The 12,480-nt window shown below is 62.4% G+C and carries 12 protein-coding genes; 7 read left to right on the forward strand and 5 right to left on the reverse strand.

All coding sequences use genetic code 11. The features are described 5' to 3' along the window. Window positions 1–277: 277 nt before the first annotated feature. On the forward strand, window positions 278–1,192 hold the full coding sequence (locus OHD58_RS24585; protein WP_263806253.1) for an arginase family protein: 915 nt from the start codon (window positions 278–280) through the stop codon (window positions 1,190–1,192). A 179-nt stretch (window positions 1,193–1,371) separates the two neighbouring features. Next, on the forward strand, window positions 1,372–2,346 hold the full coding sequence (locus tag OHD58_RS24590; RefSeq protein ID WP_263806254.1) for a lipid kinase: 975 nt from the start codon (window positions 1,372–1,374) through the stop codon (window positions 2,344–2,346). A gap of 661 nt (window positions 2,347–3,007) precedes the next feature. On the opposite strand, the gene OHD58_RS24595 is transcribed toward OHD58_RS24590, so the two are convergent. Beyond that, entirely contained in the window at window positions 3,008–3,988 is a 981-nt protein-coding gene (locus tag OHD58_RS24595; RefSeq protein WP_263806255.1) for a transporter, read from the reverse strand. 427 nt (window positions 3,989–4,415) lie between these two features. Here OHD58_RS24595 and OHD58_RS24600 point away from each other — a divergent pair, with 427 nt between their 5' ends. From OHD58_RS24600 to OHD58_RS24620, 5 genes are all read left to right on the forward strand, one after another. Continuing rightward, a complete protein-coding gene (locus OHD58_RS24600) occupies window positions 4,416–5,702 on the forward strand; it encodes a peptidase S41 (RefSeq protein WP_263806256.1) in 1,287 nt (428 codons plus the stop codon). Window positions 5,703–6,172: 470 nt separating this feature from the next. Further along, the gene (locus OHD58_RS24605; RefSeq protein ID WP_263806257.1) at window positions 6,173–6,976 is read left to right on the forward strand and encodes a hypothetical protein; all 804 of its coding nucleotides are present in this window, start codon (window positions 6,173–6,175) and stop codon (window positions 6,974–6,976) included. Between the two features lie 354 nt (window positions 6,977–7,330). Then, window positions 7,331–8,527, forward strand: a complete 1,197-nt coding sequence (locus tag OHD58_RS24610) for a M24 family metallopeptidase (protein ID WP_263806258.1) — start codon at window positions 7,331–7,333, stop codon at window positions 8,525–8,527. Window positions 8,528–8,569: 42 nt separating this feature from the next. Beyond that, window positions 8,570–8,767: a hypothetical protein gene (locus tag OHD58_RS24615; protein ID WP_263806259.1), complete on the forward strand. Its 198-nt coding sequence runs from the start codon at window positions 8,570–8,572 to the stop codon at window positions 8,765–8,767. Between the two features lie 74 nt (window positions 8,768–8,841). Further along, complete coding sequence (locus tag OHD58_RS24620) at window positions 8,842–9,711, forward strand: SDR family oxidoreductase (protein ID WP_263806260.1); 870 nt, start codon at window positions 8,842–8,844, stop codon at window positions 9,709–9,711. On the opposite strand, the gene OHD58_RS24625 is transcribed toward OHD58_RS24620, so the two are convergent. The 4 genes from OHD58_RS24625 to OHD58_RS24640 form a co-directional block, all read right to left on the reverse strand. Next, window positions 9,712–10,002, reverse strand: a complete 291-nt coding sequence (locus OHD58_RS24625) for a type II toxin-antitoxin system RelE/ParE family toxin (RefSeq protein ID WP_263806261.1) — start codon at window positions 10,000–10,002, stop codon at window positions 9,712–9,714. It abuts the gene before it with no gap. After that, window positions 10,002–10,238 (reverse strand): type II toxin-antitoxin system ParD family antitoxin, encoded by a 237-nt coding sequence (locus OHD58_RS24630; RefSeq protein WP_263806262.1) that lies wholly within the window; start codon window positions 10,236–10,238, stop codon window positions 10,002–10,004. Before OHD58_RS24630 ends, OHD58_RS24625 begins: the two co-directional genes overlap by 1 nt. Before the next feature lie 59 nt (window positions 10,239–10,297). Beyond that, window positions 10,298–11,716 (reverse strand): APC family permease, encoded by a 1,419-nt coding sequence (locus OHD58_RS24635; protein ID WP_263806263.1) that lies wholly within the window; start codon window positions 11,714–11,716, stop codon window positions 10,298–10,300. A 127-nt stretch (window positions 11,717–11,843) separates the two neighbouring features. After that, window positions 11,844–12,377, reverse strand: coding sequence for a TIGR00645 family protein (locus OHD58_RS24640; protein ID WP_263806264.1), 534 nt, complete (start codon window positions 12,375–12,377; stop codon window positions 11,844–11,846). Between the last annotated feature and the right edge of the window lie 103 nt (window positions 12,378–12,480).

A 12,480-nucleotide genomic window follows, 5' to 3' on the forward strand; every position in this document is an offset into this window, starting at 1 on the left:
CGATTGTCAGACGTTGTCAGGTTAGAATTTCCGCCGCCGTGGTGTCGCGTGCCGGAGCGGTCTATGGTCGGCAGTCGAACGTAAACCTCCTCTCCGGTTTGCTTCGCAAACCACCTCTCCCCGCTTTGAGGGGCGAGGAACCGAGGCTGGAGGGCGAGGAACTGCTGCCGCGATGCCGGCGCTTCTCCAGCTTGGGTTCCTCGCCCCCATGAAATGGGGGAGAGGTGGCTCGCGAAGCGAGACGGAGGGGGGCTTGGCCCAGTGAGGTTACAGAAAAATGCCTGAAATCTGCCTCATCCGCGCGCCGTCGAACCTGGGTCTGCGCCCGCTGAAGCCGGGGCATGTTCCCGGCACCTGGCGTGGCCCGCAGGCGCTCACCGAGGCTGGGCTGGTGGAGGCGCTGAAGCCGAAAAGCACCGTAGATCTCAAGCGTCTCGCCTACAGCACCGAAGAGCAGCCCGGCACGCGGCTGCGCAACGGGCCGGCGATCAGGCGCTTCAACCTCGAACTCGCCGACATCGTCGAAAAGACGGTCGGGCGCGGTGAATTCCCACTGATTGTCGGCGGCGACTGCTCGATCCTGCTCGGCGCTCTTGCCGGACGTCGGCGGTCCGGTCCGCTGTCGCTCGTCCATGTCGACGGCCACAGCGATTTCCGCCATCCCGGCAATTACGACATGAATGCCGGGCTGGCCTCGGCGGCCGGCATGGACCTGGCGCTGGCCACCGGGCGCGGCGAGGCGCTCCTGACCGAGTGGCCGGGCATTGCCGGCCAGCTTGTCCCCGACGGCCGAGTGGTGCAGATCGGCGAGCGGGAAGGGCGCGACCCGGATTTTGCCTGGCCGGACGTCAACGACACCGACTTCACCCGCATCGACGTGTTTGCCGCGCGCGAACTCGGTGCCGCCGGCGTGCTGGAGCGAACGCGAAAAGCGCTCGACAAGGCAGGCTGGCCGTTCTGGCTGCATTTCGACATCGACGCACTCGACCAGACGGTGATGCCGGCGGTGGATTCGCCGGGCAGTCCGGGCATCGACCCCGGCGATCTGGTCGAAATCCTGGGTGCGCTCGCCGCCGACCCGCGCTGTGCCGGCATGGACATGACCATTTTCGACCCCGATCTCGACCCGGATGGACAACTGGCAAGCTTTCTGGTCGACTTTCTCGCGAAAGTGTTGGCATCGCGGGGCTGAAGACGCCGCGCCGCTCTTCCCGCGGCCACATTCCGGTCCTATCTACAGCGCGTCTCACCCTACAGCGCCGCGCGTCCTATTGGACGCGCAAAGGACGCTGTAGCACTTTGAATCGACGCATAATCCTTTCCAAAAACCGATTCCGGTTTTCGGGGTCATGCGTCAGGATTGGAGCGCAATTGGCCGCGACGAAAAAAACCGCGACGACAAAGCCGGCAACGAAAAAGCCGGCAACGAAAACGTCCGCGAAAAAAGCTGCCGCCCGGCCACGCAGCAAGGACAAGCGCGCGCTGCTGGTGGTGAACCCGCGCGCGCGGCGCGGCAACGGCTCGGTGGCGTCGGCGCGCGACGTGCTGGAAAAGGCCGACATCTCGGTCACCGAGATCAAGCCCGGCAAGGGCGAAGACATCGCCGACATCATCGCGCGCAATGCCGACCACTACGATCTCGCCATCGTCGGCGGCGGCGACGGCACGCTGAACGCGGCCGCACCCGCGCTGGTGGAGACCGGCATGCCGCTCGGCGTCATCCCGCTCGGCACCGCCAACGATTTTGCCCGCACCGTCGGCATCCCCACCGACCCTGCCAAGGCGGCCGAGCTGATCGCCGCCGGCAAGCTAAGGGACATCGATCTCGGCGAAGTGAACGGCCACCTCTTCTTCAACGTCGCCAGCATCGGCTTCAGCGCCGAACTGGCGCAGGACCTCACCGAACATGCCAAGAAGCGCTGGGGCACGCTCGGCTACGGCATCGTCGCGGCGCGGCTTTTGATCCGCTCGCGGCTGTTCACCGCCTTCGTCGATCATGACGGCACCACCGAAAAGATCCGCACGCTGCAGGTCTCGGTCGGCAACGGCAAGCACTATGGCGGCGGCATGACGGTGGAGGAAGCGGCGACCGCCGACGACGGAAAGCTCGATTTCTACAGCCTGGAGGTCGATCACTGGTGGCGGCTTTTGGCGCTGCTGCCCAGCCTGCGCAAGGGCACGCAGGGCAAATGGGACGACGTCCGCGCCTTCCAGACCACCGAAGTGACGGTGCGCACCAGCAAGCCGAGGCCGGTCAACACCGACGGCGAGCTCTCAACCTACACGCCGGCGCATTTCAAGATCAGGCCGAAGGCGTTGAAGGTGTTTGTGGGGGAGAAGGGGTGAGGTTGCGAGCGGCGAAGGTGTCGGAACGCGATGATTATCTCTACTTTGCTTTTCGTGCGATCTTAAGTGATTCTATAAATCCTTCTTTATAAAAGAACCTTGTTAAGGCCTGCATTAATCGCAAAATCAATAAAAATGCTATTACGCAGATCAAAGGTAATATGAGAACGCTGAAATACCCGTCAAAAATGAAATTTGACGCTACAAAAAAATTGTAAGAGGGGCAAAGATAAAAATCCCGACATTTGTATATCGCTCTTCGCTCATGGCTTTGTCTCAACTAGGCTCGCTTGACAATATCCTAAACCGCCATGATCCGCCTCAAGAATTGCGATGATGGGGCTGTCTGGCGAAGGCGCCGTGCCAACAGGAGTTCATCAGCACTGCGGCGCCTTTCCGCGTCGATCATGGATGGCCGGTTCGGAGCAGGTACTTCGGTCGTTTGTGTCTGTTGCGCGCGTGGCCAACTCCTGTCGAGGAAATCGCCGCACAAAGGACCGGATTTCTGAACCGATTGGTGGGAATACAGCCCGAAGAAGGAACTCTGATAACCGAGGATTACTACCCCAGCAGCCCGGCAGCCCACAGAACCAGTCCCCGATTGCGCTGCTCCGGACCGCTATGGGATTGCTCGTCTTCGGTCATATGCTCCCGCCACTTGCTACCGGCTTACCGCCAGTGGAAAGCTCAGGGAAAGGAAGACGGAATCGCCTTCCATGTGGTTCGTCGCATTGAATTGATGATAATATCTCAACCGGGTCGAAACCGGGGCTTGGCCTATCTTGAAGTTATAGCCGATCTGGGCACCTATGCCGGCTATCTCGCCCTTGAAATCTCCAAGGATCGCATGGATCGCCGGGGGAGATCGATCTCCGGTTAGCTGCTTGTAGTAGTATCCGACCAGCCCCACCGAAAAGCTCTCGGTTAGCTGCTTTGTAATTGCGCCTTCCCAGTGGAACTCGTTTCCCGTTTTGTAGTTCGTCGCCTCATTTTCGGCGTTGAACGTGATACCCACAGTGTTGGAGACATCAATTCCCCACTCCGGATGCAGCCAGGTGACCGCCGCGTAAAAATCCGCAGCCAGCCTGTGGCGCGCAACATTGGCCAGCGCGCCTTCCGTGTAGTTGCCAATCGGCAAATAGCCTGTGACACCGGACTGCACATGGAGATTTCCGCTGTTCCAGCCAAGGAACGCGGCAAGTGCGGGGTCGCCGAACGTCGTGGTGTCGTCGCTCAGCTCGAGAATCGGCGTGACAAAACCGTCGACGCCGACGCGACCATACGGGGCTGTCAGCGAGAACCCGAGCCTGGCGTTCATCACCTCGGCCGGCGTGACCCAAATCAAGGTTGGGATATTCACGAACACGCTGGTGTCGACACCGCCGGCCAGGCGGCCGCCGTCGAGTTCCAAGATCCCGGAAAACGATCCGTCGTACATGAAAACCTGATTGGAGAAAAAGAGACCGGGCGGCGGGGTCATGCCGGCGCCATTGCTGCGCAAGCCAAGCACATAAACGCCACTGCCGCCTTCAGCGGAATAGGCGCTCGGTCCCGGGTAGAGACAGCCGACAAGGAGGGACAGCGCAAGCAACGACGGGCGCAAGAAGGCGCCAAGTTGCCGTGGTGATCCTGGTGGCAGCATCTCTTCCTCGCAAAGTGTCGCCCGCTCAGTTCAATTTCTAGGTGAGGCGCGGATATTGCTCAAGTCCGTTCCAGCTTCCTATTTTCCGGAAGCCGTATGTGACTTTTCGCACAGACGGCGGCGCAGATCAGAGCCTTATTGTTCCATGGCGGTGCGCACCGGAAAGGCGCGGGAAGGAGAGCAAGAACCGACCTCTTCCATGTCGGCCAATCGGGCATTCTGGACAGCGACGTCCACTGCGAATCGTTGGCAGCCCATGGGTTCCGCCAAGCAATCGTTGGGCGCTCCATTGTGCCCGTGATCCGTCCTTCAGACCTCCCTCAAAACAGGATATCAAATGCTCCGGACAATTTCCCAGCGTCTCATTGCGTGCCTCGTGTTGGCGGCCCTGTACTCGACGACGCCTGCTCGGGCGGACGACATCCAATTGGCATCGGCGCAGATGCGCGAAGACCTCGTCTTCCTGAAGGAGGAATGGGCGCCACTCGACAAGAGCTTCAGCGACGAGCAACGGCTCGAGTTCGACCGGCTTGTCGACGAGACAATGGCGGCGACGGACCAGTTAGCGCCGCAGGAGTTCGCTCTCGCAATCATGAGGGCCGCGGCAATCGCGCGCAACGGGCACACGAGCGCCAACATCGACCGGTTTCTCGGCGACGATCTTCCCGTGCGCGCATGGTGGTTTTCCGACGGGCTGCATATCGTCAAGACGCATCCCGAGTTCGCGCGGCTGCTCGGCGCGCGCATCGACAGGATTGGTTCACTCACCACGGCGGACGCGCAGGAACGGATCAAGCCCTATCTGTCCGGTACCGACCAGCGCATACGGTTCCTGAGCCCCGGATATCTGGTTAGCCCCGTCGTCCTCAAGCAGATCGGTGCGATTGACGATACGGCGCGCGTTCCGCTGACCCTGCGACTGGCCGACGGCAAGACGGAGACCGTCGAGCTTCAGGCGTCCGGCGAGGGCGATCCCGGCGACGAGCGCAAGGCAGGTCTCAACAGGGGCTATTCCGTGCTCATTCCCGACGATGCCGAAATGCCGGGACGCTGGCCGCACCTGCTCGACGGCGTCGGTGATCGCTCGCCGCTCTACAGCAAGCGCAGCGACCTTCAGTCCCGGTTCCTGGACGGCGAGAAGAAGGTGCTCTACATCCGCAACGATACGGTGAGGAGCATCGACGAAACGCCGCTGGTCGACAAATTCGCCGGTCTCTTCCACGAGAAGATCCTGCCGACGCAACCACGCTACATCGTCGTCGACCTGCGCCTGAACAATGGCGGCGACTTCTTCAATACGATCCTGTTTTCGCAGGCCCTGCCGCGGCTCGTGCCGGGTAACGGGCGGGTTTTCGTGCTGATGGGCAGGGCAACGTTCTCCGCAGGGCTCTCCACCGCCGCCATGCTCGAGGGAGCCGGACCCGACAAGGTAAGCCTCATCGGGGAGACGATGGGAGACAACGCCCGGTTCTGGTCCGAAGGCGAAAGAGTCCCGCTGCCGAACTCGAAAATTGCCGTTCGCTACAGCCCCCAATTCCACGACTATGAGACCGGCTGCACGGAACTTTCCAGCTGCTATTGGGCCACGGTGGCCTTCGGCCCGCGCGGCATTTCGATTGCGCCCGAAACCACGATCGACGTGAATTTCGCGGATTATGCGGCCGGGCGGGATCCCGTGCTGGAAGCAGCGGTCGAACAAATGAAGAAAGACTGACGCGGCGCGGACTGGTTCCGCTAGATCGCGGAGGACGGCACGTCTTGAACCGCCGGCTCTCGGCCGCATGGTTCGGCATGGATCCTATGGTCTGCGCGACGTCGCTTCGCTCCCGCTCCGCCATAGGATGACGAGGGATGGATGTTCGCGCCAGTTGCAACGCTGGTGATTAGCCATGAACCCCTCCACTTCGTCATCCATGAACCCTCCACCTTCGTCATCCTCGGGCTTGACCCGGGGATCCATGCCGTAACCGCAAAGATACGCTGGGCGGTACAGATCGCGTCCTCTTGCCGGTGGAGCCAACCCGCCACTCGCCAGTCTGTCCACGCCTGCTCCGCCCTGAAGAAGATTCTTTCGAGCGATTTCAATCGCTTGACGGATTCCCGAAAAATTTCGCTTTCGTCTTTTCCACGTCCCTCCGGCCTCGCCTTATCCTTGTGCCTATTCTCATTTCGAGGCGAGGCGTGGTGGACAGGCAGGATCGGCAAGGGAGCGAGACGCAGCGCCATCACACAACGTTGATGCGCCTGCTCGCCTTCATCTTCGTCTATGCCGGGCTGGCCGACGACACGCATTCCGCCGCCGCCGACACAGGCCGCGCCGGCCGCGCTTTTGATGCCAGCTGCGAGGCCTGGACATTGTCGCGCCGGGCCTGCCGCAGGCTGCTTCTGCTGCTGAGGCCCGTCGAGGCCGCGACGCGCCGCCTGATCGTCGTTCTGGCGAGCGGCCTGCCCATCCTGAGCCCGCGCGCCGCAGGCTCCGAACACCCGGCCCAGCGGCCGGCGCCGGCCCGGTCCCCCTCCCCCTTGTGGGGACGGGTTAGGGGTGGGGGTAGTTTCACAGCCGCTCCGCCCGGCGACGGCAAAACTTCCGATGCACGTCTGCCGCTTTTTTCGCTGGCCGACCGGCCCAAGCGCTACGAATGGTTCTTTTCGGGAAAACCGCATGGCGCGGGCTGGAAGGGTCCGTCACTGGCCTTGCCCGGCGACGACGAACTCGACGCCGCCGGCATTTTGCGCCGCATCGCCGCGCTGGCGCGGGCGCTCGACGATTTGCCGGCACAGGCCCGCCGTTTGGTGCGCTGGCGGCTCCGGCGCATGGCTGCCCGCGCGGCGGGCAAGGCCAGAGCCCTGTCGCCGCTCCGGCCCGGCCGCCCGCCGGGTTCGCTGCCGCGCAGGGCGCCGAAACGGGAGCGCCGCGAAGAGCACGACCTTTTGTCCGAAACCCACGCGCTCGCCCGGGACGCTCTGGCGCGCCTCGACACGTCATGACCTGGCGCGCAGACTTCACCTCCCCCTTGAGGGGAGGTCGTGCCGAAGGCACGGGCGGGGGTGATCAAGGCCAGACCGGCGAAAAATCCGGGGCGTGGCGATGATGAAGCGCGTCTTGAGAAATTGCCCCTCACCCTTACCCTCTCCCCGCAAGCGGGGAGAGGGAGTCGCCAGCGTTGACGCCCCCCTCTCCCCGTCCTTCACGGGGAGAGGGTAAGGGTGAGGGGCAGCATCCTCCCCTCAAGGAGGAGGGGCGGGCGCCGGAAGCGATGGCATCGCCTTCGCAAATCTGGTAGGACCAGATTAAACAGATCAGGGCGAGCCTGCCGACCCCACAAACCCAGGGAGAAAGACGTGAACACCAACACCGCCGCACTGGCCGATGCCGCGATCCCCTTTGATCATCACCGCGTCGACCGGCTGATGGAGGACGCGGGCATCGACGTGCTTTTGGCGACGTCGAAGCACAACGTCCAGTACCTGCTCGGCGGCTACAAGTTCATCTTTTTCTCGGCGATGGACGCAATCGGCCACAGCCGCTACCTGCCAGTGGTGGTCTACGAAAAGGGCCGGCCGGAGCATGCCGCCTATGTCGCCAACAAGATGGAAGGCGGGGAGCACCACAACAACCCGTTTTGGACGCCGACGCTGCACACGGCGACCTGGGGCAGCGTCGACGCGGCGAAACTGGCGGTCGAGCACCTGAAGAAGCTCAACCTCGCCGGCGTGCGGATCGGCTACGAGCCGAGCTTCCTGCCGGCGGATGCCTATGAGGTGCTGCGGGGCGGACTGGGCAATGCGGCGCTGGTCGACGCGACCGGCATGCTGGAGCGCATGCGGGCGATCAAGACGCCGCAAGAGCTGGAGAAGCTGCGCACCGCGTCCGAGCTGATCACCGATTCCATGCAGGCGGTTTTTTCGGCGATGGGCGAGGGCTCGACCAAGCAGGAGATCGTCGACGCGCTGCGGCGCGAGGAAACCAACCGTGGCCTGCAGTTCGAATATGCGCTGCTGACGCTGGGCTCCAGCCACAACCGCGCGGTGTCGCCGCAGAGCTGGCACAAAGGCGAGGTGATGTCTCTCGATTCCGGCGGCAATTATCACGGCTATATCGGCGACCTCTGCCGCATGGCAGTGCTGGGCGAGCCGGATGCCGAGCTTGTCGATCTGCTGGCCGAGATCGAGAGCGTGCAGCAGGCGGCGATCTCCAGGGCGCATGCCGGAACGCTGGGCGGCGACCTGATCGCCCACGCCGAAAGCGTGCTGAAGGCAGGGCCGAGTGCAAAGTTCAACGATTTCTTCGCGCACGGCATGGGGCTGATCACCCACGAGATGCCGTTCCTGATGACCAACCACCCGGTCGCCTACGAGGGCACCGACGCGGCTCGACCGCTGGAGGTGGGCATGGTGCTGTCGGTGGAGACGACGATGCTGCATCCGACACGCGGCTTCATCAAGATCGAGGATACGGTGGCGATCCATGCCGACGGGCCGGAACTGATGGGCGATCGCGGCCGCGGCTGGAACCGGGGCGGCACGGCGAGGGGCTGACGGCGCGAAGGCGATGCTGTTTCGGACCGGAGAAAGAGATTCATGATTGCCGCCTACATCGATGAAATCATAATGTTTTGTGCCGGCGCCTGGATGACGGCGATCGGCTTCGGATGGATGCCAGCGCCGGGGCAGAACCCGGCAGGCGGCGCATCATGGCTGGAGCGATACGGCACGCTGTTCAAATGGGGCGGGCCGCTGCTGGTGATCATCTCGATCGTGCTGGCCATCGCGGGCTGAAGCCATAGCGGTGGCGATTGCGCATCGGCGGCGCGACGGCCAAGATGGGCGGATCAGTCAGGGAGGCCCGGAAAATGTCGCTCAAGGGAAAGACGCTGTTCATCTCCGGCGGATCGCGGGGCATCGGGCTCGCCATCGCCATCCGCGCGGCGCGCGACGGCGCCAACGTCACCATCGCGGCCAAGACCGCCGAGCCGCATCCGAAGCTGCCCGGCACCATCTATACGGCTGCGGCGGAGATCGAAGCGGCGGGCGGCAAGGCGCTGCCGGTTCTGTGCGACATCCGCGAGGAGACCCAGGTCGCGGACGCGGTGGCAAAGACGGTGGAGCGGTTCGGCGGTATCGACATCTGCATCAACAATGCCAGCGCGATCCAGCTGACCGGAACGCTGCAGACCGACATGAAGCGCTACGACCTGATGCACCAGATCAACACGCGCGGCACGTTCCTGGTTTCGAAAATGTGCATACCGCACCTGAAGTTGGCGGAAAATCCTCATATTCTGAATCTGGCGCCGCCGCTCGACATGAACGCCAAATGGTTCAAGAACCACGTCGCCTACACGATGGCCAAATTTGGCATGTCGATGTGCACGCTGGGCATGAGCGCCGAGTTCGCGCGGGACGGCATCGCGGTCAACTCGCTGTGGCCGATCACCGCCATCGACACGGCGGCGGTGCGCAATCTGCTTGGCGGCGACAGCGTCGCCTCGATGAGCCGCTCGCCGGAAATCATGGCGGATGCCGCCCACGCAATCCTGACCAGGCCGTCGCGCGAGACGACCGGCAATTTCTTCATCGACGAACTGGTGCTGCGCGAGGCCGGCATCACCGACTTCTCGCATTATGCGCCCGGCGCGAAAGGTCCGCTCGCCGGCGATTTCTTCGTGCCGGACGAGGTCTTCGCCAAGTCCGACACGAAGGTGGCGCGGCCGTTCGGCTGATCAAAGGTGTCGCGGGAAATCCATGCGGCCGTGCAGGATACGCACGACGTCGATCGATTGGACGGTGGCGTGAAAATACAGGATGTGCGAGCCGACGCGAAACTTCATCAGATTTGGCCGCCCGCTTTCGGAGTATCGCGCGAGACCCGGATTTTGCTGCAGGAGCTTGAATGCGGCCCTGATGGCTTCAATGTATTCGGTGGCGCGTTGCTCGCCGAAATTGTCGAGGCTGTAGGACCAGATTTGCTCAATGTCCTGCCGCGCCCGAGGGCGTAAGCGCAGATGACGCACTATCCAGATTTTCTGGACGCCAGAAACTCATCGAAATCGAACGGCTCCGGTTCACCGGAATCGTAGCCCTCTTCCAACGCAAGTCGCAGGCGTTCCAGGCCGATTTCCTGTTCCTCCAGCAAACGCAATCCTGCCCGGATAGCTTCGCTGGCCGACCCGAAGCGTCCGCTCGCTACCTGTTTTCTGATGAAGGCGTCATAGTCGTCGCCAAGCGTCACCGATGTGTTCTTCGGCATGCAAACCTCCAATACCAATAGATGGTACCGGAGGTTTGCATTGCAAGCAACGTGATCGCTCAGTTCACCGGGCCGCCCCTGCCGAGATCGGCAGAATCCGGCACCGACGGCGTTACACCTATCGAGCGGTTGATCATCACAGTGACGAGCCAGAGCACAACACCGATGGCCAGCAAGACGCCGGCGATCTTGTACTGGTCGGGATTGCGGCCGGTCCAGGGGCCGGTGAGGAAACCGCAGGCGATCGCCCCGATGATCGGCAGGATGGTCGGCGCCTTGAAGTGCTCGTGGTCGACCTTGTCCTTGCGCAGCACGAGAACCGCCACGTTGACGACGGTGAACACACAGAGCAGCAACAGCGCGGTGGTGCCGCCAAGCTGCGGCACGCTGCCGACAAAGGTGATCAGGCCGAAGGCGAGCAGCGTGGTGAAGCCGATGGCGACATAGGGCGTGCGCCGCGTCGCATGAACGGTCCCCAGCACCGGCGGCAGCACGTGTTCACGGCTCATGCCGTAAACAAGGCGGCTCGCCATCAGCATGTTGATCAGGGCGCTGTTGGCCACCGCGAACATGGTGATGAAGGCGAAGATACCGATCGGGAAATTCGGTGCGCCGGCCTGCACGACCTTCAGCAGCGGCGCTTCGCCTTCGCTGAGTTCCTCCGGCGATACCAGGGTAACCGCCGAGATCGAGACAAGCACGTAGATCAGACCGGTGAGCAGCAGGCCGATAAGCAGGATTTTCGGAAAGATCTTGCTCGGGTTCTGCGTCTCCTCGGCCATGTTGACGGAATCCTCGAAACCGACCATGGCGAAAAAGGCGAGCGTCGTTGCGGCGATCACCGGCCAGACCGCGCTGACGCCTTCCGGAGTCTGGAATTGCGTGATGCGGGAGACATCGCCCTGGCCTGCGCCGATGGCCCAGAACCCGATGAGAATGACGATCAGCAGACCGGTCAGTTCGATGCAGGTCAGCACCACGTTGGCTTTCACGCTTTCACCAACGCCGCGGAAGTTGATGATCGCCACGACCGCCATGAAGGCCAGCCCAAGCAGGATGATGCCGCTGCCCTGTTCCAGCCCCAGGCCGAAGGCGCTGGAGAAATTGACCGCGAAGGCGCGCGACGCCGTCGATGCCGAGGTGATGCCGGAGCACATGACGGCAAAAGCGACGATGAAGGTGATGAAATGGATGCCGAACGCCTTGTGCGTATAGAGTGCCGCGCCTGCTGCCTTCGGGTATTTGGTTACCAGTTCGAGATAGCTGAAGGCGGTGATCAGGGCCACCACGAACGCCACCAGGAACGGGAGCCAGACAACGCCACCAACTTCCTTGGCGACCTGGCCGGTCAACGCATAGATGCCTGTGCCCAGAATGTCGCCGACGATGAAGAGCAAAAGCAGCCAGGGACCCATCACACGATGGAGGCTTGGTTCGACTGCAGCCTTGCCGGCTGCGTCGGTGGGAACAGCGGTCATCGAAATGTCTCCTTCCCGAATGCACGGATTGGTTGCCCACCGAGAGGGAGTATGGAGCGACAGGCCGTGATGTCAAACGGACCAGGCCTCGATCGGCCGTTCGTCCACCGGAGATAATGCCGTCAATCTAGAGGCCGAGATCGCCTTCCGCGGGCTTCTTGCCGCCCTTGGTCATCGCCGTGATGCGGTCGATGTAGGCCAGGATCAACGCGGAGACGACGAAGGCGAGATGCATGATGGTGAGCCACATCAACTGCTGCGGCGTGAAGCTCGAATGGTTGAGAAAGATCAGCAGGAGATGGATGGAAGAGATAGCGACGATGGTTGAGGCGACCTTGATCTTCAGCGAACCGACGTCGATGGTGCCCAGCCAATGAACCTCGCTGCCGGTCTCGTCGAAGCGGCTGACGAAGTTCTCGTAGCCTGAAATGATCACCATCACGACCAGGCTGGCTACAAGAGCCGCATCGATGAGGCCCAGCATCTTCAGGATTGTGTCGGTGTCGTTCATGGCCATCGCCATGACGGCGAATTCATAAAGCTTCTTGCCGAAGGAAAGCGCGTAGATCGCCAGCGCCGCGGCCAGCCCCAGATAAAAAACCACAAGCAGCCAGCGCGAGGCCAGAATGATCGATTCGATGAAAAGTTCGAGGCGCTTCATGAGATGACTTCCGACGGAATGGCTCAGCCTCTATGCCAGCGACCGCCATGTTTGCAACGGCAAAAAAGAAGAGCCCGGCCGAAAGGGGGAGACGCCCGGGCTT

Source organism: Mesorhizobium sp. ZC-5 (assembly GCF_025753855.1).
In the GTDB taxonomy this organism is placed as follows: Bacteria; Pseudomonadota; Alphaproteobacteria; order Rhizobiales; family Rhizobiaceae; genus Neomesorhizobium.

What these genes read in the sequence shown, in the direction of transcription:
- OHD58_RS24585 (WP_263806253.1), top strand. Translation starts at nt 278, where the DNA reads ATGCCTGAAATCTGCCTCATCCGCGCGCCGTCGAACCTGGGTCTGCGC.
- OHD58_RS24595 (WP_263806255.1), bottom strand. Translation starts at nt 3,988, where the DNA reads ATGCTGCCACCAGGATCACCACGGCAACTTGGCGCCTTCTTGCGCCCG.
- OHD58_RS24615 (WP_263806259.1), top strand. Translation starts at nt 8,570, where the DNA reads ATGATTGCCGCCTACATCGATGAAATCATAATGTTTTGTGCCGGCGCC.
- OHD58_RS24620 (WP_263806260.1), top strand. Translation starts at nt 8,842, where the DNA reads ATGTCGCTCAAGGGAAAGACGCTGTTCATCTCCGGCGGATCGCGGGGC.
- OHD58_RS24630 (WP_263806262.1), bottom strand. Translation starts at nt 10,238, where the DNA reads ATGCCGAAGAACACATCGGTGACGCTTGGCGACGACTATGACGCCTTC.
- OHD58_RS24635 (WP_263806263.1), bottom strand. Translation starts at nt 11,716, where the DNA reads ATGACCGCTGTTCCCACCGACGCAGCCGGCAAGGCTGCAGTCGAACCA.
- OHD58_RS24640 (WP_263806264.1), bottom strand. Translation starts at nt 12,377, where the DNA reads ATGAAGCGCCTCGAACTTTTCATCGAATCGATCATTCTGGCCTCGCGC.